27 protein-coding genes are annotated in these 26,291 nt (G+C 60.5%); 20 read left to right on the top strand and 7 right to left on the bottom strand.

Annotated elements, in window-relative coordinates:
* Nucleotides 1–152: 152 nt before the first annotated feature.
* From pcaF to AGR13A_RS23410, 3 genes are read right to left on the bottom strand one after another with little or no spacing between them, the layout of a single operon-like run.
* Nucleotides 153–1,358, bottom strand: a complete 1,206-nt coding sequence (gene pcaF / locus AGR13A_RS23420) for a 3-oxoadipyl-CoA thiolase (RefSeq protein WP_080839883.1) — start codon at nt 1,356–1,358, stop codon at nt 153–155.
* 10 nt (nt 1,359–1,368) lie between these two features.
* Nucleotides 1,369–2,064: a CoA transferase subunit B gene (locus AGR13A_RS23415; RefSeq protein ID WP_080839881.1), complete on the bottom strand. Its 696-nt coding sequence runs from the start codon at nt 2,062–2,064 to the stop codon at nt 1,369–1,371.
* Nucleotides 2,061–2,768: a 3-oxoacid CoA-transferase subunit A gene (locus tag AGR13A_RS23410; protein WP_080839880.1), complete on the bottom strand. Its 708-nt coding sequence runs from the start codon at nt 2,766–2,768 to the stop codon at nt 2,061–2,063. Before AGR13A_RS23410 ends, AGR13A_RS23415 begins: the two co-directional genes overlap by 4 nt.
* A gap of 138 nt (nt 2,769–2,906) precedes the next feature.
* On the opposite strand from AGR13A_RS23410, the gene AGR13A_RS23405 reads away from it, so the two are divergent.
* Nucleotides 2,907–3,668 (top strand): IclR family transcriptional regulator, encoded by a 762-nt coding sequence (locus AGR13A_RS23405; protein WP_080840448.1) that lies wholly within the window; start codon nt 2,907–2,909, stop codon nt 3,666–3,668.
* Here the strand turns inward: AGR13A_RS23405 and AGR13A_RS23400 are convergent.
* A complete protein-coding gene (locus AGR13A_RS23400) occupies nt 3,638–4,561 on the bottom strand; it encodes a helix-turn-helix domain-containing protein (RefSeq protein ID WP_080839878.1) in 924 nt (307 codons plus the stop codon). The two genes, AGR13A_RS23405 and AGR13A_RS23400, sit on opposite strands and share 31 nt — an antisense overlap.
* 117 nt (nt 4,562–4,678) lie before the next feature.
* Between AGR13A_RS23400 and pobA the strand changes: the two genes are divergently transcribed.
* Nucleotides 4,679–5,851, top strand: a complete 1,173-nt coding sequence (gene pobA, locus AGR13A_RS23395) for a 4-hydroxybenzoate 3-monooxygenase (RefSeq protein ID WP_080839876.1) — start codon at nt 4,679–4,681, stop codon at nt 5,849–5,851.
* 214 nt (nt 5,852–6,065) lie between these two features.
* Here pobA and pcaQ read toward each other — a convergent pair whose 3' ends face one another.
* Nucleotides 6,066–7,007, bottom strand: coding sequence for a pca operon transcription factor PcaQ (gene pcaQ / locus AGR13A_RS23390; RefSeq protein ID WP_080839873.1), 942 nt, complete (start codon nt 7,005–7,007; stop codon nt 6,066–6,068).
* A gap of 94 nt (nt 7,008–7,101) precedes the next feature.
* Between pcaQ and pcaD the strand changes: the two genes are divergently transcribed.
* The 11 genes from pcaD (at nt 7,102) to aroQ (ending at nt 15,648) form a co-directional block, all read left to right on the top strand.
* On the top strand, nt 7,102–7,899 hold the full coding sequence (pcaD, locus tag AGR13A_RS23385) for a 3-oxoadipate enol-lactonase (RefSeq protein ID WP_080839871.1): 798 nt from the start codon (nt 7,102–7,104) through the stop codon (nt 7,897–7,899).
* A 3-nt stretch (nt 7,900–7,902) separates the two neighbouring features.
* Nucleotides 7,903–8,337 carry a 4-carboxymuconolactone decarboxylase gene (gene pcaC, locus AGR13A_RS23380; protein ID WP_035226167.1) on the top strand — a complete coding sequence of 145 codons (435 nt, stop codon included), beginning with the start codon at nt 7,903–7,905 and terminating at the stop codon, nt 8,335–8,337.
* On the top strand, nt 8,334–9,074 hold the full coding sequence (pcaH, locus tag AGR13A_RS23375; protein WP_003499229.1) for a protocatechuate 3,4-dioxygenase subunit beta: 741 nt from the start codon (nt 8,334–8,336) through the stop codon (nt 9,072–9,074). Before pcaC ends, pcaH begins: the two co-directional genes overlap by 4 nt.
* A gap of 2 nt (nt 9,075–9,076) precedes the next feature.
* Entirely contained in the window at nt 9,077–9,697 is a 621-nt protein-coding gene (gene pcaG / locus AGR13A_RS23370; protein WP_080839869.1) for a protocatechuate 3,4-dioxygenase subunit alpha, read from the top strand.
* Nucleotides 9,698–9,715: 18 nt separating this feature from the next.
* The gene (locus AGR13A_RS23365) at nt 9,716–10,777 is read left to right on the top strand and encodes a 3-carboxy-cis,cis-muconate cycloisomerase (RefSeq protein WP_080839866.1); all 1,062 of its coding nucleotides are present in this window, start codon (nt 9,716–9,718) and stop codon (nt 10,775–10,777) included.
* Nucleotides 10,778–11,142: 365 nt separating this feature from the next.
* Nucleotides 11,143–11,811, top strand: a complete 669-nt coding sequence (locus tag AGR13A_RS23360; RefSeq protein WP_003499222.1) for an amino acid ABC transporter permease — start codon at nt 11,143–11,145, stop codon at nt 11,809–11,811.
* Between the two features lie 10 nt (nt 11,812–11,821).
* On the top strand, nt 11,822–12,472 hold the full coding sequence (locus AGR13A_RS23355; RefSeq protein WP_003499219.1) for an amino acid ABC transporter permease: 651 nt from the start codon (nt 11,822–11,824) through the stop codon (nt 12,470–12,472).
* 42 nt (nt 12,473–12,514) lie between these two features.
* Entirely contained in the window at nt 12,515–13,354 is an 840-nt protein-coding gene (locus AGR13A_RS23350; protein ID WP_003499217.1) for a transporter substrate-binding domain-containing protein, read from the top strand.
* 13 nt (nt 13,355–13,367) lie between these two features.
* Entirely contained in the window at nt 13,368–14,129 is a 762-nt protein-coding gene (locus AGR13A_RS23345) for an amino acid ABC transporter ATP-binding protein (RefSeq protein WP_080839861.1), read from the top strand.
* A 209-nt stretch (nt 14,130–14,338) separates the two neighbouring features.
* On the top strand, nt 14,339–15,208 hold the full coding sequence (locus AGR13A_RS23340) for a shikimate dehydrogenase (protein WP_080839859.1): 870 nt from the start codon (nt 14,339–14,341) through the stop codon (nt 15,206–15,208).
* Nucleotides 15,205–15,648, top strand: a complete 444-nt coding sequence (aroQ, locus tag AGR13A_RS23335; RefSeq protein WP_080839857.1) for a type II 3-dehydroquinate dehydratase — start codon at nt 15,205–15,207, stop codon at nt 15,646–15,648. Before AGR13A_RS23340 ends, aroQ begins: the two co-directional genes overlap by 4 nt.
* Here the strand turns inward: aroQ and AGR13A_RS23330 are convergent.
* Nucleotides 15,623–16,315, bottom strand: a complete 693-nt coding sequence (locus AGR13A_RS23330; protein WP_080840446.1) for a TetR/AcrR family transcriptional regulator — start codon at nt 16,313–16,315, stop codon at nt 15,623–15,625. The genes aroQ and AGR13A_RS23330 overlap by 26 nt on opposite strands.
* 122 nt (nt 16,316–16,437) lie before the next feature.
* Between AGR13A_RS23330 and AGR13A_RS23325 the strand changes: the two genes are divergently transcribed.
* Nucleotides 16,438–18,339, top strand: coding sequence for a bifunctional sugar phosphate isomerase/epimerase/4-hydroxyphenylpyruvate dioxygenase family protein (locus tag AGR13A_RS23325; protein WP_080840444.1), 1,902 nt, complete (start codon nt 16,438–16,440; stop codon nt 18,337–18,339).
* 79 nt (nt 18,340–18,418) lie between these two features.
* On the opposite strand, the gene AGR13A_RS23320 is transcribed toward AGR13A_RS23325, so the two are convergent.
* A complete protein-coding gene (locus AGR13A_RS23320; RefSeq protein WP_080839854.1) occupies nt 18,419–18,712 on the bottom strand; it encodes a putative quinol monooxygenase in 294 nt (97 codons plus the stop codon).
* Nucleotides 18,713–19,009: 297 nt separating this feature from the next.
* Here AGR13A_RS23320 and AGR13A_RS25050 point away from each other — a divergent pair, with 297 nt between their 5' ends.
* The 6 genes from AGR13A_RS25050 to AGR13A_RS23295 all read left to right on the top strand — a co-directional run bounded on the left by AGR13A_RS25050 (nt 19,010) and on the right by AGR13A_RS23295 (nt 26,291).
* Nucleotides 19,010–19,147 (top strand): hypothetical protein, encoded by a 138-nt coding sequence (locus AGR13A_RS25050; protein ID WP_167377622.1) that lies wholly within the window; start codon nt 19,010–19,012, stop codon nt 19,145–19,147.
* 139 nt (nt 19,148–19,286) lie between these two features.
* The gene (locus AGR13A_RS23315; RefSeq protein WP_080839852.1) at nt 19,287–21,107 is read left to right on the top strand and encodes an ABC transporter ATP-binding protein; all 1,821 of its coding nucleotides are present in this window, start codon (nt 19,287–19,289) and stop codon (nt 21,105–21,107) included.
* Between the two features lie 41 nt (nt 21,108–21,148).
* Nucleotides 21,149–22,684, top strand: coding sequence for an ABC transporter substrate-binding protein (locus AGR13A_RS23310; RefSeq protein ID WP_080839850.1), 1,536 nt, complete (start codon nt 21,149–21,151; stop codon nt 22,682–22,684).
* A gap of 89 nt (nt 22,685–22,773) precedes the next feature.
* Nucleotides 22,774–23,697, top strand: a complete 924-nt coding sequence (locus AGR13A_RS23305; RefSeq protein WP_167377621.1) for an ABC transporter permease — start codon at nt 22,774–22,776, stop codon at nt 23,695–23,697.
* A gap of 6 nt (nt 23,698–23,703) precedes the next feature.
* Nucleotides 23,704–24,552: an ABC transporter permease gene (locus AGR13A_RS23300; protein ID WP_059758452.1), complete on the top strand. Its 849-nt coding sequence runs from the start codon at nt 23,704–23,706 to the stop codon at nt 24,550–24,552.
* Between the two features lie 5 nt (nt 24,553–24,557).
* Nucleotides 24,558–26,291 (top strand): M14 family metallopeptidase, encoded by a 1,734-nt coding sequence (locus AGR13A_RS23295; protein ID WP_080839848.1) that lies wholly within the window; start codon nt 24,558–24,560, stop codon nt 26,289–26,291.

The raw sequence follows: 26,291 nt of genomic DNA, 5'->3' as shown, positions 1-26,291 counted from the left end.
TGCTGGATTCCTGTGACAAGCACAGGAATGAGGGAGTGGGATGGACCCAATGCGAGAAAATCCTGCGTTGAGTGCCTGTGCACCTGCGGGGCACCTGTGACATGGCGGCACCGGCATCCGGACCATCACGATGGCCGAATGCCGCCCGACCGTCAGACCCGTTCGAGCGCCACGGCGATGCCCTGCCCCACGCCGATGCACATGGTCGAGAGCGCATAACGCTTGCCCGCCAGCGAAAGCTCCATCGCCGCCGTGCCGGCTATGCGTGCACCGGACATGCCAAGCGGATGGCCGAGCGCGATGGCGCCGCCGTTCGCATTCACCCGCGCATCGTCATCGGCAATGCCAAGCTGGCGGAGCGTTGCAAGACCCTGGCTTGCGAAAGCCTCATTCAGTTCGATCACGTCGAGCTGTTCCTGCTTCAGCCCCAGCCGTGCCAGCAGCCGCGCCGAAGCCGGCGCCGGCCCGATGCCCATGACACGTGGCGGAACGCCGGCAGTTGCGCCGCCGAGAATACGGGCAATCGGCGTCAGGCCGTATTTCTTCGCGGCCTCGGCCGAAGCGATGATGAGCGCGGCCGCACCATCGTTAACACCGGATGCATTGCCCGCCGTCACAGTTGCGCCGTCGCGTTTGTTCACCGGCTTCAGTTTGGCAAGAGCTTCAAGGCTGGTGGCGCGCGGATGTTCGTCTTTCGACACCAGCAGCGGATCGCCCTTGCGCTGCGGGATCGTTACCGGGACAATTTCCTTATCGAGGCGACCATTGGCCTGCGCTTCAGCCGCCTTATTCTGGCTGCGAACGGCAAAGGCGTCCTGATCCTCTCGGGAGACCTGATAGTCAACGGCGACGTTATCGCCGGTCTCCGGCATGGAATCGACGCCATATTGCGCCTTCATCAGCGGGTTGACGAAGCGCCAGCCGATGGTGGTGTCGTAGATTTCGGCATTGCGCGAAAAGGCGCTTTCCGCCTTCGGCAGAACGAAAGGCGCACGGCTCATGCTTTCGACGCCGCCGGCGATCATCAGTTCGGCCTCACCGGACTTGATGGCGCGGGCAGCGGCAATGACGGCATCCATGCCCGAACCGCACAGCCGGTTGATGGTGGTTCCGGTTACCGAGAGCGGCAGGCCGGCCAGCAGCAGAGACATGCGCGCCACGTTGCGGTTATCCTCACCCGCCTGATTGGCGCAGCCGAAGACCACATCCTCGACGGCTTCCCAATCGACGGAGGGGTTGCGCTCGACAAGCGCCTTCAGCGGCACCGCGCCGAGGTCGTCGGCCCGCACGGAGGAAAGCGCGCCGCCAAAGCGGCCGATGGGCGTGCGAATATAATCGCAGATGAATGCATCAGTCATCGGTTTTTCCTCATAGTTCCGGGGCGACAAGATCGGCGACCTCGCCATCGACCGCCAAAGGCGCGCCGGTCATGGCCTGCAATTCATCGAAGCTCATGTCAGCCAGTTTTTCGCGCAGCACGAAGCGGCCATCCACCACGTCGATCACCGCATGGCTGGTATAGATGCGGGTGATGCAGCCGACGCCGGTCAGCGGAAAGGCGCATTTCTCCACCAGCTTCGGTTCGCCATTCTTGGTCACATGTTCGGTGATGACGAAAACCTGCTTGGCGCCATGCACCAGATCCATGGCGCCACCGACGGCCGGCACGCCCTTGGAGCCGACGCGCCAATTGGCGAGATCGCCGTTTTGCGCCACCTGATAGGCGCCGAGGATAGCCACATCCAGATGCCCACCGCGCACCATGGCGAAGCTGTCTGCATGGTGGAAGAAGGAGGCGCCCGGCTTCAGCGTCACCGCCTTCTTGCCGGCATTGATGAGGTTCCAGTCCTCCTCGCCTTCGGGCGGCGCCTCACCGAAATTCAGGATGCCGTTTTCGGTATGAAAAATCGCCTGACGGCCGGGCGGCTGGTAACGCGCCACCATTTCGGGAAAGCCGATGCCGAGATTGACGTAAGCGCCATCCTCGATGTCCTGCGCGGCGCGCCATGCGATCTGTGCGTTGGAAAGTTTGATGTCTTCGCGGGTGTCGATTGTCTGGGTCATGCGTAGGCTACTCCCGCGCGAATGAGGACTTCTTCCTGTTGCGGATCGGGGATTTCCACGACGCCGTTGACGAAAATGCCTGGCGTGACGACGTGCTCCGGGTCGATCTCGCCGGCTTCGACGATCTTCGAGACCTGGGCGATGGTGGTCTTCGCGGCCATGCACATCAGCGGGTTAAAATTGCGGCCCGCCTTGTTGTAGGTGAGGTTGCCATAGGTATCGCCAAGCTCGGCCTTGACGATGGCGAAATCCGCCTTCAGCCAGCGTTCCTGCACGTAAGAGCGGCCGTCGAACTCGGCGATGGGCTTGCCATTGGCAAGCTCGGTGCCGAAGGCGGTCGGGGTGTAAAACGCAGGAATGCCGGCGCCGCCGGCGCGGATGCGCTCGGCAAGCGTGCCCTGCGGCACCAGTTCCAGCTCGATTTCACCGGCCAGATACCTGTTGGTAAAAGCGCGGGGGTCTGACGAGCGTGGGAAGGAGCAGATCATCTTTCTGACCATGCCGGCATCGATCATGGCGGCAATGCCGATGCGGCCGTTACCCGCATTGTTGTTGATGACCGTCAGGTTCTTCGGTCCCTTGTCGATCAGCGCGTGGATCAGCTCGATGGGCGCGCCGGAGCCGCCAAAACCGCCGATCATGACAGTCGCGCCGTCGCCGATGCCTGAAATTGCCTCGGCCGCACTGTTGATTGTCTTGTCCATGTCAAACCTCCATCCAGCCGAGCGGATGGAACCGCCAAGGCTGCGTGGCCCCAGAGGTAAATCCGAAACCGGCTCGACGGCAAGGATTTTGTGCGCTATATGATTTTTGTTCGCATATCGCACAAATGGAGCCGCGACATGGCCGTCAATGAAAGAGACATGATGGGCGGTCTCGCCAAGGGATTGAAGGTGATCGAAGCCTTCAGCGCCGAGCGTCCGCGCCTCTCCATTTCCGATGCGGCTGATATTGCAGGCCTTGACCGCGCCACCACGCGGCGTTGCCTGCTGACGCTTTCAGAGCTGGGTTACGCCGCCTATGACGGCAAGTTCTTCACCGTCACGCCAAAGGTGCTGCGGCTCGGCACCGGCTGCCTCGCCACCATGCCGCTGCCGCGCATCGTCCAGCCGCTTCTGGATCGTCTGTCGGAAGAGATCGGCCAAAGCACCTCCGTCTCCATTCTGGATGAGACTGAAATCGTCTATGTGGCGCGCGCCGCCCAGCAGCGCGTCATGTCCATCGCCCTTATGCCGGGATCGCGCCTGCCCGCCTATTGCACATCGATGGGTCGTGTTCTTCTCTCGGTTCAAACACCGGAGCGGCAACGGGAAATTCTTGAAAGCTCAAAGCTGGTGGCACGCACGGAAAAGACGATCATCGCCATGGATGCGCTGCTTGCCGAAATCGAGGCGACCGGCAATCGTGGTTATGCCCTGATCGATCAGGAGGTGGAGGTTGGCCTCCGTTCCATCGCCGTGCCGCTGAAAACCGTGCGCGGGCAGACGGTCGCAGCGCTCAATGTCGGGCTTGCCGCCTCCGTCGCCTCGATGGACGATCTGGTGGAACGTTATCTGCCAGCACTTCTCGCCGTTCAGCGGGAGCTGGGAAGAATGCTCGTCTGAGGCAGCATCTGCCGCATGCCGGAATCCCCCATTTTCCGCTGCTCCGCGAGCCGCCAGGCGCGTGGCGTCATGCCGGTTTCCCGCTTGAAAAAGCGATTGAAATAAGCGGGATCGGCGAAACCGAGCCCTTCGGCGATCATCTGCACGGTGGAGACCGTGAAGATAAGCTCCTGCTGCGCTATCTCGATCTGGCGCCTGGCGACGAGCCGTTGCAGGCTGAGGCCACAAACGGAGCGGACGAGGCGGTTGAGATGCGTCTCGGAAAGGCCGAGCTTCTGCGCATAAAACTCCGCCTTGCGCGGCTCGCGAATATGCCTGGCGATCAGCGACAGCAATAATTCAAAGCGCCGCTCCGCAAGCCCTTCACCAGAGCTTTCCATCAGGGGCCGCATCGCCCGCGCCAGAAGCGTGACGACGGAGGCCAGCTGACCTTCGATCATGGCGTCGCGGCCGATTTCGCGAGCCTCATATTCCCCGGAAATATGTTCGAAGCCGCTGCGCAGCCGATCGCCATCCGTGAAGCCCTGCAATGGCAACAGGACCGGCTGCTGGAAATTCCTGAGCAGCAGCGCCTGCACGGATGCGGGAAGGGCACCGGGCAGCACCGTGACGATCACCCCGCCAATATCACGCGAAAACCGAAAGCCGTGTTCGAAGCCCGGCGGCACGACAATCGCCACTGGCGGGCGGATGGCCTCGATGCGACCGTCCAGCAGCGCATCGCCCTCGCCGCCCCAAATGTACAAGATTTGCAGAAACGCCAAATGACGATGAAGACCGATTTCGAAGCGATGCAGGCTGCTTCTCGAAAAAAGCGTCTCGCAATGAAAGCGAAAATCAGTGCCTTGTAACGCTTCTTCGCCATATAGCCCTTCACTGGCCACAACCCGCATATGAACCTGCCTCCCAGCATCGTGGTCGAATTGTGCAATTTACGGATCAGAAAGTCCATTGAGCTTGTGAGCAGGCTTGGTCAATTTCCTGACAGGAGACAATTCCGGGAGGAAACAATGCGCACAAAAGTCGTCATCATCGGCTCCGGCCCCTCAGGCCTGCTTCTCGGCCAGCTGCTTGCCAAAGAAGGCATCGACACCGTCATTCTCGACCGCGCCGGCAAGGACTATATCCTCGGCCGCGTGCGCGCCGGCGTGCTGGAAGAAGGCACGGTCAATCTTCTGGAAAAGGTTGGCGCTGACAAACGCCTACGCAAAGAGGGCCTGCCGCATGAGGGTTTTTCGCTGACCTTCGACGGGCGCGACCACCGTATCGACCTCTTCGATCTTACCGGCGGCAGCCAGGTGATGGTTTACGGCCAGACCGAGGTAACGCACGACTTGATGGATGCGCGCGAAAAGGCGGGGCTTTTGACGATCTATGAGGCATCGAATGTCGAGCCGCATGATTTCGATGGCCCGAGCCCCTATGTCACCTATGAGAAAGACGGCGTAACCCACCGGATCGATTGCGATTTTATCGCGGGTTGCGACGGTTTCCACGGCGTCAGCCGCAAATCGGTACCTCAGGGCGCGATCAAGGAATTCGAGAAGGTCTACCCTTTCGGCTGGCTCGGCATTCTGGCCGATGTGCCGCCCGTCAACCATGAACTCATCTATGCCAACCACCCGCGTGGTTTCGCACTCTGTTCCATGCGCTCGCACACCCGCAGCCGCTATTACATTCAATGTTCGCTGGAAGACCGGCCGGAGGACTGGAGCGACGAACGCTTCTGGGATGAAATCCGCCGTCGCCTGCCGGAAAACCATGCCGACGCCATGGTGACGGGCCAATCCTTCGAAAAATCCATCGCTCCGCTCCGGTCCTTTGTCTGCGAACCGATGCGGTTCGGACGGCTGTTTCTGGCCGGCGATGCCGCCCATATCGTGCCGCCGACGGGCGCCAAGGGCCTGAACCTAGCCGCCAGCGACGTGCATTATCTGAGCGGAGCGCTGATCGAGTTCTACCGCGACCGGTCAGAGGCGGGCATCGATTTTTATTCGCAGAAGGCGCTCTCCCGCGTCTGGAAGGCCGTGCGTTTTTCCTGGTGGATGACGACGATGATGCATCGTTTTCCCGATACCGGCGACTTTGGCCAGCGCATCCAGGAAGCGGAACTGGATTACCTCGTCCACTCCCGCGCCGCCTCCACGGCACTTGCGGAGAATTATGTCGGGCTTCCTTATTAGGAGGTCCAGGCCGACAGAGCCGCATAAGACAGGGCAGCTTGTTAATCTGTAGCATTTCCGTCTCCGTTACCCCGGACCTGATCCGGGGTCCAGCGCGATCAAGTCCTTGATCGCGGAAGACTCTTTTCACGGCGCAGACGCGCCGTGGCTGGATTCCGGCTCAAGGCCGGAATGACGGAGAGGGATTGCTCGGACTTCGTCATCCGCTTGCTTCTCAGGAGGTCGCTTCCGATTTCGGTTCCAGCAACTCACTCGCGGTTTCGCGAATGGCCTGCATCAACAGCGACAGCGGCAATGACGGCTGGGTATCGGCCCTGACCGTCAGCCCCACCGGCCCGCTGGTATCGCCGGTATCAACCGGCAGAATTGCCAGAATGCCGTCTGCCACGTCAGCGGCGATCACGCCTTCCGAAATGATCCAGACGGCATCGCTGGTGCGCAGATACGCCCGGCCGAAGGCATCCGACACGGTCTCAATACGGATCGGTAGCGCCGGCACGCCATTGGCGATCAGGAACTGTTCGACGATGGGGCCGATCACCGATTGCCGTGTCGGCATCAGCACGGGAAACTCGTGAAGCCGGTCGAAAACCGAAACGCCGTTAGACAGCAGCGGATGGCCGGCACGCACCACGAACCGCACTTTTTCTGAATAGAGATGCTCGAAGGAGAAGCCCGTCATTTTCTGCGGCGCGGCCAGACGCCCGACAACGAGGTCCAGATCGCCGACCCGCAACTGTTCCAGCAGCACCGCGTTTTCACCGGTGACGATCTTGACCGGGCTGCCGGTTTTTTCTGCGAGAAACCCCGCCATCGCCTTCGGCATGATCCGGACTGAAACAGTCGGCAATGCGCCAACCCGGACGGGAGGGCCGGCGCGCGCGGCCTCCTGCGAGACCGAATCAACCGCCTGCCGCAGCGCCGTCATCGTCGCGCCCGCATGGCGGAGGAACACTTCGCCATAACGGCTGATGCGGATGCCGCGTCCCTCGCGATCAAACAGCGAGACACCGAGTATTTCCTCCAGTTCGCGGATGGTTTTCGTCACCGCCGGCTGGCTGACATGCAGGATTTCGGCGGCGCGGATGACACTTTTCTGCCGCGCCACCTCCACGAAGGTCTGAAGATGCCGGAACTTGATGCGTTGATCGACCATCGCTCATATAATCCATGGGTTATGATTTTCATCGATAATGTCATTTTACTTAACCGGAACGCGCTTGCAATATCCGCGGCAGGAGGAGCACATCATGCATTTTCTGCGCTGTGGCGAGAACGCGATCCATTACCGTGCGCACGGATTGGAAAGCGGCAAGCCGGTCATCGCCTTTATAAACTCGCTGGGCACAGACTTCCGCATCTGGGATGCGGTGATCGAAGCACTCGGCGATGATTATGCTTTTGTCCTGCACGACAAACGCGGCCACGGACTTTCCGACGTCGGCACCTCCGCCTATTCGGTTGAGGATCATGCCGATGATCTGATCGCACTTCTCGATCATCTCGGCGTCAAAAGCGCGATCATCTGGGGATTGTCGGTCGGCGGCCTGATCGCCCAGGGGCTTTATGCGCGCCGTCCCGATCTCGTCCGCGCCCTGATACTCAGCAACACCGCCCACAAAATCGGCACCGCCGAGATGTGGAATGCCCGCATCGACAAGATCGCCGCTGACGGCCTTGCCTCGCTGGTCGATCCTGTCATGGAGCGCTGGTTCACACCCGCCTTCCGTCAGCCGGACAATGCGGCCTATGCGGGCGCGCGCAACATGCTGTCGCAACAGCCGGAAGCCGGTTACAGCGGCACCTGCGCCGCGATTCGCGATGCGGATTTCACAAAAGAGGCGGGCCGTATCGCGGTTCCGACACTGTGTGTGGCGGGCGATCAGGACGGTTCGACCACGCCCGCGCTGGTTCGGTCGCTGGCGGGTCTCATTCCCGCCGGCCGCTTCGTCACCATCGGCAGCTGTGGCCACATCCCCTGCCTTGAACAGCCGCTCGCCTACACACAGGCGGCCTCAATTTTTCTGAAGACCTTGCCGGAGCACTGACAGATGGCGGAAAATATCGACAAGAACGACAGATTCGAGCAGGGCATGAAAACCCGCCGCGCTGTGCTCGGCGATGCCCATGTGGACCGCGCGCAGACGGTGACGACCGGGTTCGATCAGCCTTTTCAGCAGCTCATCACCGAAGCGGCGTGGGGATCGGTCTGGTCTGGCAACCACTGGACGAAGCGCGAGCGTTCGATGGTCACCATCGCTCTGCTCGCCGCACTCGGGCAGGATGAGGAACTTGCCATGCATGTGCGCGCCACCGTCAATACCGGCGCGACCGAGGCGGATATTCGCGAGGCGCTGCTGCATGTGGCGATCTATGCCGGCGTGCCCGCCGCCAACCACGCTTTCAAGATCGCCAAGCTTGCCCTGGCCAGCATGAAAGCCGATAGTTCCCCCGATAATTCTGGCGATGGGGAGGAGACGAAATGAGCAACCAGCCACCCGAAACAGGACCGTTCTTCGCACGCGACCGCAATATCCATCCGCTGCCCTATTCGCCCGGTTACAAGACCTCGATCCTGCGCTCGCCCCAGCGCGCGCTGATTTCGCTCGAAGGCACCAAAAGCGAGATCACCGGCCCGGTCTTCGGACACGGCATGCTGAACCCGCTGGATAACGACCTCATCCTCAACTATGCCCGCCCCGGCGAAATGCCCGTCGGCCCGCGCCTTCTTGTGCATGGCCGGGTGCTGGATGAGCGCGGCCGCGGTGTGGATGGCGCGCTGGTGGAATTCTGGCAGGCCAATGCCGGCGGGCGCTACCGCCACAAAAAAGAAAGCTATCTTGCCGCCATCGATCCGAATTTCGGCGGCGTCGGCCGCACGATCACCGATGAGAACGGCTATTACTGGTTCAAGACCATCCAGCCCGGCGCTTACCCCTGGCCGAACGGCGTCAATGACTGGCGCCCGGCCCATATCCATTTCTCGGTCTTCGGCCACGGGTTTGCCCAGCGGCTGATCACCCAGATGTATTTTGAGGGCGATCCGCTGATCTGGAAATGTCCTATCGTCAAAACCATACCGGATGAGGATGCGATCAGAAGACTGATCGCGCCGCTGGACATGAATGCGACGCTGCCCATGGACATGCTGGCCTATAAGTTCGACATCGTTCTGCGTGGCCGCCGCTCGACCCTGTTCGAAAACCGCATGGAGGGCAACTGATCATGGTTCAGCCGCTCAACTACTTCAAAGAGACCGCCTCGCAGACGGCAGGCCCCTATGTTCATATCGGCTGCACGCCCAATTTCGTCGGCATCGAGGGCGTGTTCGAAAAGGATCTCGGCTCTGGTGCACTCTATAACGACAAGGCCCGCGGTGAGCGTATCAGCGTGCGCGGCACGGTGTACGACGGCGCAGGAATGCCGCTGAAGGATGCCCTGATCGAGATCTGGCAGGCGGATACGGACGGTTATTACAACAGCCCGAGCGAGATCCGCGGCAAGGCCGATCCGAATTTCATCGGCTGGGGCCGTTCGCCGGGCGACATGGACACCGGCGAATTCATTTTTGAAACGATCAAGCCGGGCACGGTGCCGTTCCGGGATGGCCGGCCGATGGCGCCGCACATTACCTTCTGGATCGTGGCGCGCGGCATCAATATCGGCCTGCAGACCCGCATGTATTTTCCGGAAGAACAGGAGGCCAATGCGGCCGATCCGGTTCTTGCCCGCGTGGAACAGAAAAGCCGCATCGCCACGCTTATTGCCACGAAGGAAGAGGGAAACATCTATCGTTTCGATATCCGCCTCCAGGGCGAAGGCGAAACGGTGTTTTTCGATATCTGAGCGAAAGCGAAACCTGAAATGAGCCTTTCTCCCTTCGAACATCCGTTTCTGTCCGGCCTTTTCGGCGACAGCGAGATCGTCGAGCTGTTTTCGGCGAGAGCGGATATCGACGCCATGGTCCGTTTCGAGACGGCACTGGCGCAGGCGGAAGCGGAGGCCGCTATCTTTGCGGATGATGTGGCGGAAGCCATCGTTTCGGGGCTTTCAGAATTTGCCGCCGATATGACCGCGCTTCGCCATGGCGTCGCAAAGGATGGCGTCGTGGTTCCGGAACTCATCCGGCAGATGCGGGCGGCGGTCGCCGGTCAGGCGGCGGACAAGGTACATTTCGGCGCGACCAGCCAGGATGTCATCGACACCAGCCTGATGCTGCGGCTGAAGATGGCGGCGGAAATCATCGCCACCCGCCTCGGTCACTTCATCGACACGCTGGGGGACCTCGCTTCGCGCGACGGCCACAAGCCGCTGACAGGTTACACACGCATGCAGGCCGCCATCGGTATCACCGTTGCCGACCGGGCGGCCGGCTGGATCGCACCGCTGGAACGCCATCTGCTGCGGCTAGAGACCTTCGCGCAAAACGGCTTTGTCCTGCAATTTGGCGGCGCGGCCGGCACACTGGAAAAGCTCGGCGACAATGCCGGCGTGGTCCGCGCCGATCTCGCGAAACGGCTCTGCCTTGCCGACAGGCCGCAATGGCACAATCAGAGAGACGGTCTCGCCGAATTTGCTAATCTGCTGTCGCTCGTCACCGGAACGCTCGGCAAGTTCGGACAGGATATTGCGCTGATGGCCGAACTCGGCAGCGAAATCCGCCTCTCCGGCGGCGGCGGTTCATCGGCCATGCCGCACAAGCAGAACCCGGTCAATGCGGAAACGCTGGTAACGCTTGCCCGCTTCAACGCCGTTCAGATTTCAGCACTTCACCAGTCCCTCGTCCACGAACAGGAACGATCCGGCGCGGGCTGGATGCTGGAATGGCTGACGCTGCCGCAAATGGTGACGGCAACCGGAACTTCGCTGCTGGTCGCCGAAAGGCTCGCAGCACAGATAGACAGGCTGGGGGCTGACGAAAACTAGCCGAAGGGCCGGATGGTTTTCAAAAAAGAACGACCCTCGGGCATGCTCATGGTGAAGCCGAGGCAACGCCACCGCGCGTCGAAACCGCTTGCGATTTTTCGCTTTAGCCATTGATATAAAACAACTTTCTTAAAAGAAGAAAATACAGAAAAAACCGCTTTAAGGCTGTTTTTAACCGAGTGAAGCGCTTGACACAAAAATGAACTAACTGGTACAAACATTCACGTTAAGGCCTGCAGCGCGAAGAGGAAAAAGAGCTTCCGAAGCGGGACAAAACAAATGGAGGGCTTTGGAGCCACAAGGTTTCCAGAGCGATGCGAGCAAGGCGAAACGCCTGTTCGGACCCGAAGGGGTTGGGAGGAAGAATGTCTTACAGTCTCGATTTTTCGGCGGTCATAGACCGCCTGCCCGAGCTGCTTTTGGCCTGTCTGGCAACGATCGGCCTTGCTATAGCCGGCATGTCGCTCGCCACCGTCATCGGGGTTCTGGGCGTCGTCGCCCGCCGTTCGCGGTTCAAGCTGCTGCGCGGTCTGGTCATCGGTTTTGTCGAGACGATCCGCAACACACCGTTTCTGGTGCAGATATTCTTCATCTTCTTCGCCCTGCCGCAGATCGGCATCAAGCTTAACCCCACCGTCACCGCCATTATTGCGCTCGCCCTGAACGGCGGCGCCTATGCCATTGAAATCATTCGTGGCGGTGTGGATTCCATTCCCAAGGGCCAGGTGGAGGCGGGCCTCGCGCTCGGCCTGCACCGGTCACAGATATTCCGCCATATCATTCTGAAGCCGGCGCTGCGCGCGGTCTATCCGTCGCTCACCAGCCAGTTCATCATGCTGACGCTGACCACCTCGGTCTGTACCTCGATCGCCGCTTACGAACTGACGTCCGTGGCCCAGAAGATCGAGGCCGACACCTTCCGGTCCTTCGAGGTCTATTTCTCGATCACGCTGCTTTATCTGGTCATTTCCTCGCTGATGATGGGCATTTTCTCGCTCATCTCCCGCGCGTCGTTCAGCTATCCGGTCAAGTGAGGAAAAGACAATGGAATCCATCGGTCCCAACGAATTCTTCTTCCTGCTGCAAGGCCTGAAATGGACGCTTGCGCTGACCGTGATCGGCTTCATCGGCGGCGGCGTCTTCGGGCTTTGCGTGGCGCTTGCCCGCGTTGCCGAAAGCCCGGCGATCCAGCGCGCCAGCACCGGTTACATCGCCGTGTTTCAGGGCACCCCGCTCCTGATGCAGCTTTTCGTGGTTTATTACGGCGTGGCGCTGGCTGGCCTCAATGTCGACGCCTGGATTGCCGTCGCCATCGCCTTCACGCTGCATGCCAGCGCCTTTCTCGGTGAAATCTGGCGGGGCGGCATCCAGGCCGTGCCGAAGGGCCAGACGGAAGCCGCCAATGCGCTCGGCCTGCATTATGTCTCCCGCATGAAGGATGTGATCCTGCCGCAGGCCCTCAAGATCTCGCTGCCCGCCACCATCGGTTTTCTGGTGCAGCTCATCAAGGGCACCTCGCTTGCGGCCATCGTCGGCTTTGTCGAACTGTCGCGCGCCGGCCAGATCGTCTCCAACCAGACGTTCCGCCCGCTCACCGTCTTCGCCATCGTCGGCATCATCTATTTCCTGATCTGCTGGCCGCTTTCCCTGTGGGGCGCCGGCGTCGAAAAGCGGCTGCAGGCCGCATCCCGCTAGATGTCACGACCATCTCATCAGCTTTGTAAGGAGGAGCAAAAGATGAAAACCAGAACTATGAAATTCTCACGTCGCACCCTGCTCGCGCTTGCCGCAGCAACCGTCGCCCTGCCCTTTGTCGCGCCGGTCGATGCTTTCGCCGGCACGGTGGAAGAGGCCAAGGCCAAGGGCAAGGTCGTCATCGGCATTCAGGGTGACAATTCGCCATGGGGCTTCGTCAACTCCAGCGGCGTGCAGGATGGTCTCGATGCCGATATCGGCAAGGCCTTTGCCGACTATCTCGGCGTCAAGGTCGAATTCGTGCCGCTCGCCGTGGCCAACCGTATTCCCGCCCTTCTGACCGGCAAGGTCGACCTGCTGTTCGCGACCATGGGCATGACCGCCGAGCGCGCCAAGACCATTCAATATTCCAAGCCTTATGCCGGCAATGTTCTTTCCGTCTACGGCCCGAAAGACAAGAAAATCGCCGGCTATGACGATCTGACCGGCATTGCCGTCGGCGTGCCGAAGTCGAGCGCGATGGACACCTCGATCACCGCAGGCGCTGGCTCGAAGGCCAACATCCTGCGCTTTGATGATGACGCCGCCAATATTCAGGCGCTCATCTCCGGCCAGGTCGAGGTTGTCGGCGGCAACCAGTTTTATGGCGATCGCCTGAACAAGGCTGCCGAAGGCAAATACGAACCGAAATTCGATCTGACGACGCTTTATAACGGCGCCGGCACCCGTCCGGGTGAAAAGGACTGGAACGAGACCGTCAACGCCTTCCTCGACAAGATCAAGTCCGACGGCCAGCTGGCCAAGATCTACGACAAGTGGATGAAGCGCGACGTTCCGGCCTTCCCGGACAGCCTGCCCGACATCCCCTTCACCGTGAAGTAAGCAGGAGGTTTCCATGCCGCAATCCGCCACTGTCGAGGTTCCGCTTATCGCCCTTCAAGGGGTTGGAAAGTGGTATGGAGCCTTCCACGCGCTAAAGAATATCGACATGACGGTTCGCAAGGGTGAAAAAATTGTCCTTTGCGGCCCGTCCGGTTCGGGAAAATCCACCCTGATCCGCTGCATCAACCATCTGGAGGAAATCCAGGAGGGCAAGATCACGGTCGAAGGGACCACGCTTTCGGATTCGAGCCGCGCCATCGATGCGGTTCGCCGCGAGGTGGGTATGGTGTTCCAGAGCTTTAATCTCTTCCCGCACAAGACAATCATGGAAAACTGCACGCTGGCGCCAATGCGGGTGAAGGGCTTGTCCAAAGCCGATGCGGAGGCGACGGCGCGCAAATATCTCGAGCGCGTGCGCATTCTCAATCAGGCCGACAAATACCCGGCCCAGCTTTCCGGCGGCCAGCAGCAGCGCGCGGCGATTGCCCGGGCACTGTGCATGGAGCCGAAAGCCATGCTGTTTGACGAGCCAACTTCGGCGCTCGACCCGGAAATGGTGAAGGAGGTGCTCGACACCATGATCGGCCTTGCCCGCGATGGCATGACGATGATCTGCGTGACCCATGAAATGGGCTTCGCCCGGGAGGTGGCCGATCGCGTCGTCTTCATGTCGGAAGGCGAGATCATCGAGGAAGGTCCGCCGGAAGAATTCTTCAGCGATCCCAAGCACCAGCGCACCCGCACCTTCCTCGGCGAAATTCTCGCCCACCATTGAGGCTCGCCTGTCCGCCCTCGGAGATGTGGCGACCTCTCAACATACACGACGTCATCCTCGGGCTCGACCCCGAGGATCCATGAGTTTCAGCGGATGATCAATCCTCGGGTTTAACCCGAGGACGAGGATGACGAAGGAGGGGTTTAGTACCCCGCCAGCAACCCGAAGGCAGGCGGAGCCCGCCCCGAACCGACGAACGACACCGGATCATGACAGATAAAACCGCCTTCAAGGTCGGCCTGATTGGCGCCGATATCCAGCTTTCCAAATCGCCCGCGCTGCATATGCGCGAAGGGGCTGCCCATGGCCTCGATTATTCCTATGAGCTGGTGGATGTCACTGCCCGCAAGCTCTCCGCAAGCGCCCTTCCCGCCCTGCTCGACGAGCTGGAAGCGCGCGGTTTTGCCGGCACCAACATCACCCACCCATTCAAGCAGGCGGTTATTCCGCACCTGCATGAATTGTCGGAGGATGCCCGCATGCTGGGCGCGGTCAACACTGTCGTCTTCGAGGACGGTCACCGCATCGGCCATAATACCGACTGGTACGGTTTTTACGAAAGCTTCGTGCGTGGCTTGCCGGATGCGAAGCGGGATCGCGCGCTGCTCGTCGGCGCGGGTGGGGCGGGTGTTGCGGTGGCGCATGCCGCGCTGAAGCTCGATATCGCTCGCCTCGACATATTCGACCGCGAGTTCGAAAGGGCCAAGCGACTGGCTCTCGAGCTCAATGCCCGTTTTGGCGCAGGTCGCGCCTTTGCCGTTGAGGACCCGTCCGCCTCTCTGCCCTTCGCCGACGGTCTCATCCACGCCACCCCGATGGGCATGCCCGCCCATCCCGGCATGCCGGTTTCAGCCGATCTCATCGAACAGCGGCACTGGGTAGCCGATATCGTCTATATGCCGCTCGTCACCGAACTTCTGGCGACGGCGGCAAAAAAGGGCTGTCGCACCCTGCCCGGCGGCGGCATGACCGTGTTTCAGGCCGTTGGCGCATTCCGCCTCTTCTGCGGTCGCGAACCGGATGCGCAGCGCATGACGGCGCATTTCACCGAACTTTGCATGGCGGAGGGTGTGGCATGAGCCTTTTCACCATCCTCAATGGCCCGAACCTCAACCTGCTCGGCCAGCGCCAACCGGAAATCTATGGCTATGAGACCCTGGCCGATATCGAAGCCAATTGCCGTGGGATAACCGAAGCCGCCGGCCACGAACTGTTCTTTGCCCAGAGCAACCGCGAATATGAGTTGATCGACTGGATTCACGAAGCGCGGGGCAAATCATCAGGCATAGCCATCAATCCCGGCGCTTTTACCCACACATCAGTGGCGATCCTCGATGCGCTGAACGCCTTCGAAGCGCCCGTCATCGAGGTTCACATTTCCAACATCCACAAACGCGAGGTTTTCCGCCACCATTCCTATGTCTCGACCCGCGCCGAAGGCGTGATCGCCGGTCTCGGCGTCGAAGGTTATGAGGTGGCTTTACGCCACCTGATCAACCGTCTTTCCCGATCGTCGTGATATGGCCGGGCGTCAGCACATAACGCAGTACCATGTCGCTGACATGCCGCGACAGTGTGTCCTGCCCCTCATCGGTGAACAGATTATCACCGAAGATGAACGAGAAGGTCGCGACGTTCGAGACGTTGAAAAAAGACAGCGCGCTGATCTGCCAGTGCAGCTCCAGCGCATCGATGCCGTTACGGAAGATGCCGCGCTTCTGCCCGCGCAACAGCACGCTTTCCAGCGCGTCGATGGCCGGCCTGTTGAGCTGGCGGATCGTCTCCGACGATTGCATATGCCGGCCGTGATGGATGTTTTCGATCATCACCATGCGGATGAAGGCCGGATTGCGACGGTGGTGGTCAAAGGTGAACCGACAGAGCTTGTCGAGCGCCGCAGCCGGCTCAAGGTCGTCGAGCTCCAGATCGCTCTCGCCGCCGCGCACCTTGGCATAGGCTTCCTCAAGCACGCGCTGGTAAAGGCTCTCCTTGTCGCTGAAATAATAATAGATCATGCGCTTGGACGTGCGCGTGCGGGCAGCGATTTCATCGATACGGGCGCCGGAAAGGCCGTTCTGCGAAAACTCTTCCATGGCCACCGAAAGAATGTCGCGGCGAACCCCTTCCGGATCGCGCTTCGCCTGCCGGCTGTCTCGGGTTCCGTTCGAAGTCGCGCTTTTGGTCATGATCCATTCCATCGGTGGGGCGGCTGGCCTGTCGCCACGCCCTGATTATTAACCAATCAGTACATAAGGCTGAAAAGGAAGGCAATATGGCGAGCTATGACACAGGCAGACACAGCATGCCAATGCGCACATCCATTGCAACAGTATCGATCAGCGGCGAATTTCCCGAAAAACTGGCCGCCATTGCCAAGGCCGGTTTTACCGGCGTGGAAATTTTCGAAAACGATTTCCTGACCTATGACGCCTCCCCGCGCGAGGTAAAGGCGTTGGTGGCCGATCACGGGCTGGACATTACCCTGTTCCAGCCATTCCGCGATTTTGAAGGCATGCCGGAACCGCACCGCGCCCGCGCCTTCGAGCGTGCCGAGCGGAAATTTGACATCATGGGCGAACTCGGCACCGATCTGATGCTGATCTGCTCCAATGTCTCGCCGGTCTCGCTCGGCGGCATCGACCGCGCCGCTGCCGATTTCCAGCAACTGGGGGAACTGGCCGCAAAACATGGCGTGCGCGTCGGTTACGAGGCGCTGGCCTGGGGCCGCCATATCAGCGATCACCGCGATGCCTGGGAAGTGGTGCGCCGCGCCGACCACGCCAATGTCGGCATCATTCTCGACAGTTTCCACACCCTGTCTCGCAAGATCGATCCGAATTCGATCCGCTCCATTCCCGGCGACAAGATCTTCATCGTGCAGCTGGCCGATGCGCCGCTGATCGACATGGACCTGCTCTACTGGAGCCGCCATTTCCGCAACATGCCGGGCGAAGGCGATCTGCCTGTCGTGGATTTCATGCGCGCCGTGGCTGCAACCGGTTATAACGGCCCGCTGTCGCTCGAAATCTTCAACGACCAGTTCCGCGGCGGCTCGGCCCGCCTGCTTGCCGAAGATGGCCACCGTTCGCTCGTCAACCTCATGGATCAGGTGCGCCGCCTCGAGCCGGATATCCGCATCGATGTGCCCGCCATGCCCGAACGGGTCGAGACGCAAGGCGTGGAATTCGTCGAATTCACCACTGCACCCGAAGAAAAGGCAAATCTGGAAGCGCTACTCGCCACGCTCGGCTTTGAAAAAACCGCAAGGCATCGCAACCGTGACGTTGATCTCCATACGCAGGGCGATATCCGTATCGTCATCAATACCGGGGGCACCGGTGACAGTTTCGCCGGCGCGTCCTATTCCATCCACGGCACCAATGCCTATGCTTTCGGCCTCAAGGTCGCGGACGCGCAGGCAGCGCTTGCACGTGCGGAAGCGCTCGGTGCACCGACCTTTGCCGAGCCGCGCCGATCGGGCGAGGTCGCCGTCCCCGCCATTCAGGGCGTGGGCAATGGCGTCATCTATTTCCTCGATGGTTCTCCGGAACTGGCTTCCATCTGGGACAATGAATTTGTGCCGGCAGAAGGTCAGACCGGGAAAGGCGACGCCCATCTCACCCGTATCGATCATCTTGCGCAAACAACGCATTACGATGAAATGCTGACATGGCTTCTGTTTTACACGTCGCTGTTTTTTTCCCGCCGCACGCCGATGGTCGATGTGGTCGATCCCGGCGGGCTGGTGCGCAGCCAGGCGATTGAAAGCGTGCCTTCACCGCATTTCCGCCTGACCATGAACGGCGCGGACAATCGCAAGACTTTCGCCGGCAAATTTTTGGCCGAAGGTTTTGGCACCAGCATCCAGCATATCGCCTTTGCTACCAGCGATATCTTCGCCACCGCAGGAGCGTTGCGGGCACGAGGGTTTCAGGCACTGCCGATCTCACGCAATTATTACGACGACCTGGAGGCGCGCTTCGGGCTGGAGCCGGAATTTTCCGATGCGCTGCGGGCGGCAAGCATCCTCTACGACCGCGACGACAACGGCGAATATTTCCAGATATACAGCCGCACCTTTGGCGAGGGTTTCTTCTTCGAAATCATCGAGAGGCGCGGGGCCTATGGCGGTTATGGCGCCATGAATGCGCCCTTCCGCATCGCCGCGCAAAGGCGCCTTGCGCCTCCGGTCGGCATGCCGCGGGAATAGGCATGGATGCCTGCTCATCGGCATCGCCGAAATCCAATCGGGCAGCAGCCGCAGGCATGCCTCCACGGCTGGCCCTCATTCACGCCACTGTCGTTATCTCATAGTCCCGTGGAATGGCGGAGGTCGCAACGAACCACTGAGACGCGCGTGTCCGCTGCTGGTGAAAATCAAAGGCGTCGCGATCGATAAAAAGCTCTTCCACCCGCCAGATCAGCGGATCGTCGGTCTGAGATACCTCGAAGGAAAGACAGCCCGGCTCCGCTCTCGTCAGGCGGATATGCTCAGGCAGATGACGCACGACCAGTTCGACATCCTCCATTGATGCACAACGCAGGAAGCCGGATAGCCTGACCGCACCTGTCCTATTCGTCATATTCGGTATCCTTTTTGGGTATTCTTTATTCACCCTGTAACACGGGGAGCGATACAATCGCCTCCCATTTCGACATCGCGGCAAAATTTGCCCGCTTATCCTTCCTCCGCCATCCTCGGGTCAAGCCCGAGGATGGCGTCGAATATATCGGAGCCGTTATCGATCTCCGGCACCCACGCCCAAAATAAATGCAGCTGCGTATTTGTAGAGCATTACACAAAAATTGTTCAACACTATGGACATGATTGTCCGGTTTTGTTAGCTTTTTTGTAAAACAAGGGTGGGGAATACAGTTTCATGCGCATCATCGATTCCGAAACCGATGCCAGGCATTTTGCCGGCACCGACGGGGTTGCTTTAAAAGCCTGCACAGGATCGCGATATCTGCATCCGCCGACAGCAACCGATGCGCATTGCGCCCTCAAGACGGCGTAAGACGTCATGCGCCTCTCTGCGACATTCCCGTTCTCTGGCGCAACGCCGCAGACCGCCCCCTTATCCCCCGCCCTTCGCACTTCCCAATTTCAGATGGCATCGCCGGAAATTCCGCGCATGCCAAGCCGGAGACGCTGATATGACTGCCGCAAACCGCAACGCCCTCCTCTCGGTTGAAAACCTGAGCGTTGAGTTCGGCGACAGCCGCGTCGTGGACGATATTTCCTTTGCCGTGGAGGCAGGCAGGACGGTGGCGATCGTCGGTGAATCCGGGTCGGGAAAATCCGTCACCTCGCTTTCCACGATGCGTCTTGCTGACATGATGGGCGCCAAGTACCCCGCCGGCCGCATACTGTTCGAAGGCAGGGACCTGCTGAAAGCCTCGCAGAAGGAGATGCGCGCGATCCGCGGCAAGGAGATCGCCATGATCTTCCAGGAGCCGATGACATCGCTCAACCCCGTCTTCACCATCGGCGACCAGATATGCGAAGTGCTGGTGCTGCACGAGAAGACAGGCAAGCAGGCGGCAATTGCGGAAGCGCAGAAACTGCTCGAAATGGTGCGGCTGCCCGACGCGGCCGAGCTTCTGAAACGGTATCCGCACCAGCTTTCCGGCGGCATGCGCCAGCGCGTGATGATCGCCATGGCGCTCGCCTGTCGGCCAAAGCTTTTGATCGCCGACGAACCGACGACGGCGCTGGATGTCACCATTCAGGCGCAGATCCTCAATATCATGCGCGACCTGCAGAAGAAACTCGGCATGGGCATGGTCTTCATCACCCATGATATGGGCGTGGTGGCGGAAATGGCCGATGACGTGGTCGTCATGTGGAAGGGCAAGAAGGTGGAGGAAGGTCCGGTCAAGGATATCTTCGCCAATCCGCAGCACCCCTATACGCGCGCCCTGCTTTCCGCCGTTCCGCGCCTCGGCAGCATGGAAGGCGAAGAGTTTCCCAAACGCCTGCCGCTCACCGTATTGCAGGACGGCCAGCCGGTCGTGATCGGCGAGGAACGCGTGCAAAACACCGCGAAATACGACGCCAAGCCGCTGCTGTCGGTCAAGGACCTGTTCGTCCGCTTCGATATCCGCAAGAACCTGTTCGGCAAGGCGACGCACCGTTGCAACGCCGTGCAGAAGGTGAGCTTCGATATTCACGCTGGCGAAACGCTGGCGCTGGTGGGCGAATCCGGCTCCGGCAAATCCACCATCGGCCGTACCATCCAGCAACTGCAAACCGCCGTATCAGGCGAAATCGCCTTCAATGGCCGCAGCTATTCGCAGATGTCGGCGGCGGAGCGCTTCCGCATGCGCCAGGAAGTGCAATATATCTTTCAGGATCCCTTCGCCTCGCTCGATCCGCGCAAGACGGTCGGTTTTTCGATTGCCGAGCCGATCAACACCCACGGTTTGATCAATGATCAGAAGGCCGTAAAGCGGCGCGTGGATGAATTGCTGGAGCGTGTGGGCCTCAGCTCCGAACATGCCGCGCGGTATCCGCACGAGTTTTCGGGCGGCCAGCGCCAGCGCGTCTGCATTGCCCGTGCGCTCGCCTCCGATCCGAAACTCATCATCGCGGACGAGGCACTGTCGGCGCTCGATGTCTCCATTCAGGCGCAGATCATCAATCTGTTCATGGACCTGCAGGCCGAGCGCGGCCTCGCCTATCTCTTCATCAGCCATGACATGGCGGTGGTGGAAAAGATGAGCCACCGCGTCGCCGTGCTTTATCTCGGCCAGATCATGGAAATGGGCAGCCGCCGACAGGTCTTCGAAACGCCGACGCATGATTATACCCGCCGCCTGCTTTCGGCCGTGCCGGTTGCCGATCCGACCATTGAGCGCCACACCGCCATGATCGAGGGCGAAATTCCCAATCCCGTGCGCCGTGTCGGTGATGAGCCGGCCATTCTCGCCCATGAGGAAATCAATCCGGGCCACTTCATCGCGAAGAGCGCCTGAATAACAACCAGACCCACAACCATCTGAAGAGGAACAGGTAGATGACAATGATCAAGAAGGGGATGACGACAACGTTCGTCGCACTTGCCATGGCCGCCACGGCCTTTACCGCCGCACCGGCTCTTGCCGCCGGCAAGATGACCATTTCCAGCCCGCAGGACCCGGGCAGCTGGGATCCGATCGACACTTTCCTCGTGCAGTGGGCTGCCGTCGCCACCAACATCTTCGATGGCCTCACCTATCGCGGCCCGGACCTGAAGGTTGTGCCCGGCCTTGCCGAATCCTGGGAAGAGCTGGATGAAGGCAAGCGCATCCGCTTCAAGCTGCGCCAGAACGTCAAGTTCCACAATGGCGAGCCCTTCAACGCCGCCGCCGTCAAGTTCACCTTCGAGCGCCTTCTCGGCGAACAGGGTGCCAAGGGCCCGCAGCGTTCCAACTATGTCGCCATCGAAAGCGTCGATGTCATCGACGATTACACGGTCGACATGAAGCTGAAGGCGCCGGATCCGGTGCTGCTGACCAAGCTTGCCGGTTATGGCGGCATGATCGTTCCGCCGAAATATATTCAGGAAAAGGGCGAGGATAATTTCAATCTCAACCCCGTTGGCACCGGCGCGTTCAAATTCGTTTCCTACGCACCGAAGACCAATATCAAGCTCGAAGCCAACCCGGATTACTGGGGCGGCGCACCGAAGCTTTCCGAGCTTGAATATCGCTTCATCGCCGAGCCGGCGACCGCCGTTGCCGAATTGCAGGCCGGCCGCGTCGATCTCGTCATTCCGCCCACCATCCCGATCGGCATGATCCCGGTTATCCAAGGCGATTCCAAGCTTGAGATCGTCAGCGTGCCCGGCCCGACGGTCGATGCGCTGCGTTTCAACACCCGTGACGGCATTACCGCCGATCCGAAGGTGCGCAAGGCGATCATCATGGCCGTCGACCGCGGCACCATCGTCAAGTCGATCCTCGCCGGTCAGGCATCCGAGATTGCAAGCTTCCAGAGCGCGCTGTCCTTCGGTTACGATCCGGAGCTGAAGCCGCTGCCTTACGATCCGGAAGGTGCCAAGAAGCTGCTCGCGGAAGCCGGTGTCAAACCGGGTGCGGCGCTGCAGATCGATATCCGCGGCAATGATGCGACGATGAACGAGGTGGCGCAGGTCATTTCCAGCTACCTCTCCATGGTCGGCATCACCGCCACCATCAAGCCCTATGAAACCAACGTGCTGCTGAACGACATCATCCCGCAGGGCAAGACCGGCGCGATGTTCCAGCAGAAATGGGGCGGCTGGACCTTCGATTACGACAACACGGCCTATTCCATGTATCACTCGGGTGAAAAGTGGAACCCTTACGACAAGGACGAAAAGCTGGACAAGCTGCTGGAATCCCAGCGTCCGCTGACCGACCGTGCCGCGCGCGAAAAGATTCTCAAGGAAATCGGCAGCTATACCGCCGAACGCGCGCTGGAAATTCCGCTTTACAACACCAATGCCATTTACGGCATCAACAAGCGGGTCAAGGGTTTCGTCGCACCGCCGGATAACCGCCTGAAGCTGACCGACGTCACCGTCGAATAAGCGGGTTAATCCTGTGAACACGCCGCCTTGTCCGTCTCTCGCGGGCAAGGCGGATTTCTCTTCCCCCGTTTCCTCGCAAGGTAAAAAACGTGGCCGGTTTCCTCATCAAGCGATTGCTGCAGGCGATTTTTGTCGTCATCGCCATCACCCTTCTCGTTTCCTTCGCGATCCGCCTCACCGGCGATCCGGCTGTCACCATGTTCCAGGGCGGCGGCAGCATGACGGAAGACGATCTGGCGCGCATTCGCGCGGCGCTCGGCACTGACCGGCCGTTCTTCGTGCAATATTTCAGCTTCCTGAAGGGCCTCGTGACGCTCGATTTCGGCCGCAGCTTCACCGGCAGCACGCCGGTTTCGCGGCTCATCGCCGATGCCCTGCCCGCCACACTTTTGCTTGCCTTCATCTCCATGGCGGTGTCGATTGCGCTCTCCATCCCGCTCGGCATCATGGCGGCGACCTCGCGCGGCAAGACGGCCGATCAGGTGATCCGCATCTTTTCGCTTGTCGGCCTGTCCTTCCCGAATTTCTGGCTGGCCACGATGCTGGTGCTCTTATTCTCCATCACGCTCGGCTGGCTGCCGCCAAGCGGCATGGGTGGTTTTGCCAGTTACATCATGCCCGCCGTGACGATGGGCGTCATCCTGACGGCAACCAATGTGCGCCTTGTGCGCACCGCCATGCTCGATACGCTGCGCTCGCAATACATCATGGTGGCGCGCGCCAAGGGTCTCAGCGAAAACAAGGTTCTCTACAAACACGCGCTGCGCAACTGCGCCATTCCGCTCATCACCTATTTCGGCCTGCAATTCGGTGGGCTGCTCGGCGGCATCGTCGTCATCGAACGTGTCTTCAACTGGCCGGGCCTCGGCACGCTGGCCTTCGATGCGGTCGGCGCGCGTGACTATCCCGTGCTTCAGGCCGTCATCACCGTGCTGTCGCTGATGATCGTCGGCATCAACCTTCTGGTCGATATCGCCTATGGGCTTGTCGATCCGCGCATCCGCACGGAGTAAGTGACGATGGCTGCCAAAACCTCGCGTCTCGCGCGCTTCACCAATCTCGAATTCGTCCTCGGCGCGTTCCTCACCGTGGTCATCTGCCTTGCCGTCGTCTTTTCCGATGTGCTGTTTCCCGGCGGCGCGGACAAGATCGACCTGATGGCACGCCTTGCCAAGCCCTTCGCCAATGCCGCCCATCCGCTCGGCACCGATCCGCTGGGTCGCGACGTGCTCGCCCGTGTCGTCGCCGGCGGCAAGATTTCGCTGCTGGTCGGTTTCACCTCGGTCATCGGCGCGGTCATCTTCGGCGTCGCGGTCGGCCTGGTGGCCGGTTATTATCGCGGCTTCTGGGATATGCTGGTCATGCGCTTTGCGGATATCCAGCTCGCCATGCCCTTCATTCTGCTCGCCATCACCTTCATCGCCATTGTCGGCGGCAGCCTCACCAACACCATCATCCTCCTGATCGTCTCGCAATGGGTGCAATATGCCCGTCTCGTGCGCGGCTCGGTGCTGACGCTGCGAGAGCGGGAGTTCATCCTTTCCGCCCGCGCCATCGGCGTGAAGGACTGGCGCATCATCCTCCAGCACCTGCTGCCGAACCTCATCGGCCCGGTCATCGTGCTGATGACGCTCAATGTCGCCAACAACATCCTGCTTGAAAGCAGCCTGACCTTCCTCGGCCTCGGCGTCGACCCGACCATTCCGAGCTGGGGCGGCATGCTGGCGGATGGACGTACCTATCTGCAGACGGCATGGTGGGTCAGCGTCTTCCCCGGCCTTGCCATTCTCCTGACCGTGCTTGGCCTCAACCTTCTCGGCGACTGGCTGCGCGACAGCCTCGACCCCACCGGCAGAACCTCGAGGTAACAGCGATGAGCCAGATTTTCGACCAGACTTTCGAACGCACGCTGGATGCGCTTCTCGCCAATGCCGAGCCCGGCCAGTCCTTCGAGGCATGGAGCTTCGATGACGCCAAAAGCCGTCGCGAAGCCGAAAACCGGCTGAAGAAAAAAGGCGTCAGCGCCCGCATCCGCAGTGCCTACAAGCCGCTTCTCTTCACCTTTCTGGAAGAGATCAATCTGGATGGCGTCGACACCATCGAGGTGCGTTACCCCGTACACGCGAACGCCCCCGCCAACCGTTTCCGGCTGGAGGCCTATCCGCTGGCCGCGCTGGTGGGCGATGCGAAGATCGACTTCGTCGCCCGAAAAGACGACGCCTTCCATTATGATGTTACCCTGAGCCGCAACGGCAAGAAGGAAGCTCTGAAGATTCTGGCGCCAAACCGAGTGCACATGGATATCGTCGGCGAAACCAACGTCTCGCCCACCGGCTGGTTCCGGCTTGCCGGCGACGCTTTAGGCGAGCGGCTGGAGACGGATTACGAACGGCTTTTCGAAGCCGCGATTCATGCCGTCGCTAACCACGGCTGGGGCGATGAAGAGCCCTATTTCGAGGAACTGAACATCCGCGTCGCGCATCCGGCCGAGGATCTGCCGCTCGCCCTCGGCGATGAGGTCGTCAGCCTGCGCGAAGCCCTGCATGAGGATTTCTATTTCTCGCTCTTGGAGTTCTTCCAGAAGAAGTCCGGCCGGCCGCTGGGTGACCGGGGCCTGAAGCCCGGCCAGATCGTGCCGGAAATCGTGAAAAGCGAAGGCGAAGTCTCCGTCCGCATCGAGGCCCGCACGCTCACCACCGCCTTTCTCGATGGCCGTGAACAGCAGATCGATACGGCCAGCGAACCGGTTGCGGCAGGCCAGCTCGCGAATCTGCTTGAAGAAATCGGCGGTGAGGCCTTCGAGGCCCGCTCCCGTTCCGGCCGCATTCTTGCCGCCCGTTATGTTACCGGCAGCGATGCCGCGGTGATGATCAGCGGCGGCCAGCATCCCAACGAGACCACAGGCATCGTCGGCGCCATCCGCGCTGCCCGCAAACTCGCAGACCGCAAGGGCGCACATTTCACCATTTCGCCGCTGGAAAATCCTGACGGTTACGCCCTGCATCAACGGCTGAGAGCCGACAATCCGCGCCACATGCATCACGCGGCGCGTTACACGGCGCTCGGCGACGATCTCGAATATCGCACGCGGGAGAATTCGGGCGTCCACCTCAACGAGAAGGCGATCCGTTTCAAGGCGCAGGAAATGAGCGGCGCCAGCCTGCATGTGAACCTGCACGGTTATCCATCCCATGAATGGACCAGGCCGCTTTCCGGCTATGTACCGCGCAATTTTGCCATGTGGACGCTGCCGAAGGGGTTCTTCCTCATCATCCGCCACCATGCGGACTGGGAAAGGCAGGCCGAAGCCCTGCTCGACCGGGTGACCCGCCATCTCGGCGCAATTCCCGGCCTGCTCGATTACAACAACCGACAGATCGCTCTTTATGAAATCCACGCCGGCGAAACCGGTTTCCGCATCATCAACGGTTTCCCGTGCCTGTCCTCCGTCGACGACCGCCACACCGTGCCGATGACGCTGATCACCGAATATCCCGACGAGACGATCTACGGCAACGACTTCATCACCGGCCACACCGCGCAGATGGAAACGGTTCTCTCCGCCTATGATGCCTGGCAGGAGATTCTCGTCGGGGAAGTCGCCTGA

The sequence above is a fragment of the Agrobacterium genomosp. 13 str. CFBP 6927 genome (assembly GCA_900012615.1).
GTDB lineage: Bacteria > Pseudomonadota > Alphaproteobacteria > Rhizobiales > Rhizobiaceae > Agrobacterium.
Note: the sequence above shows the minus strand (reverse complement) of the source record. Positions and strands in the feature narration are given on the sequence as shown.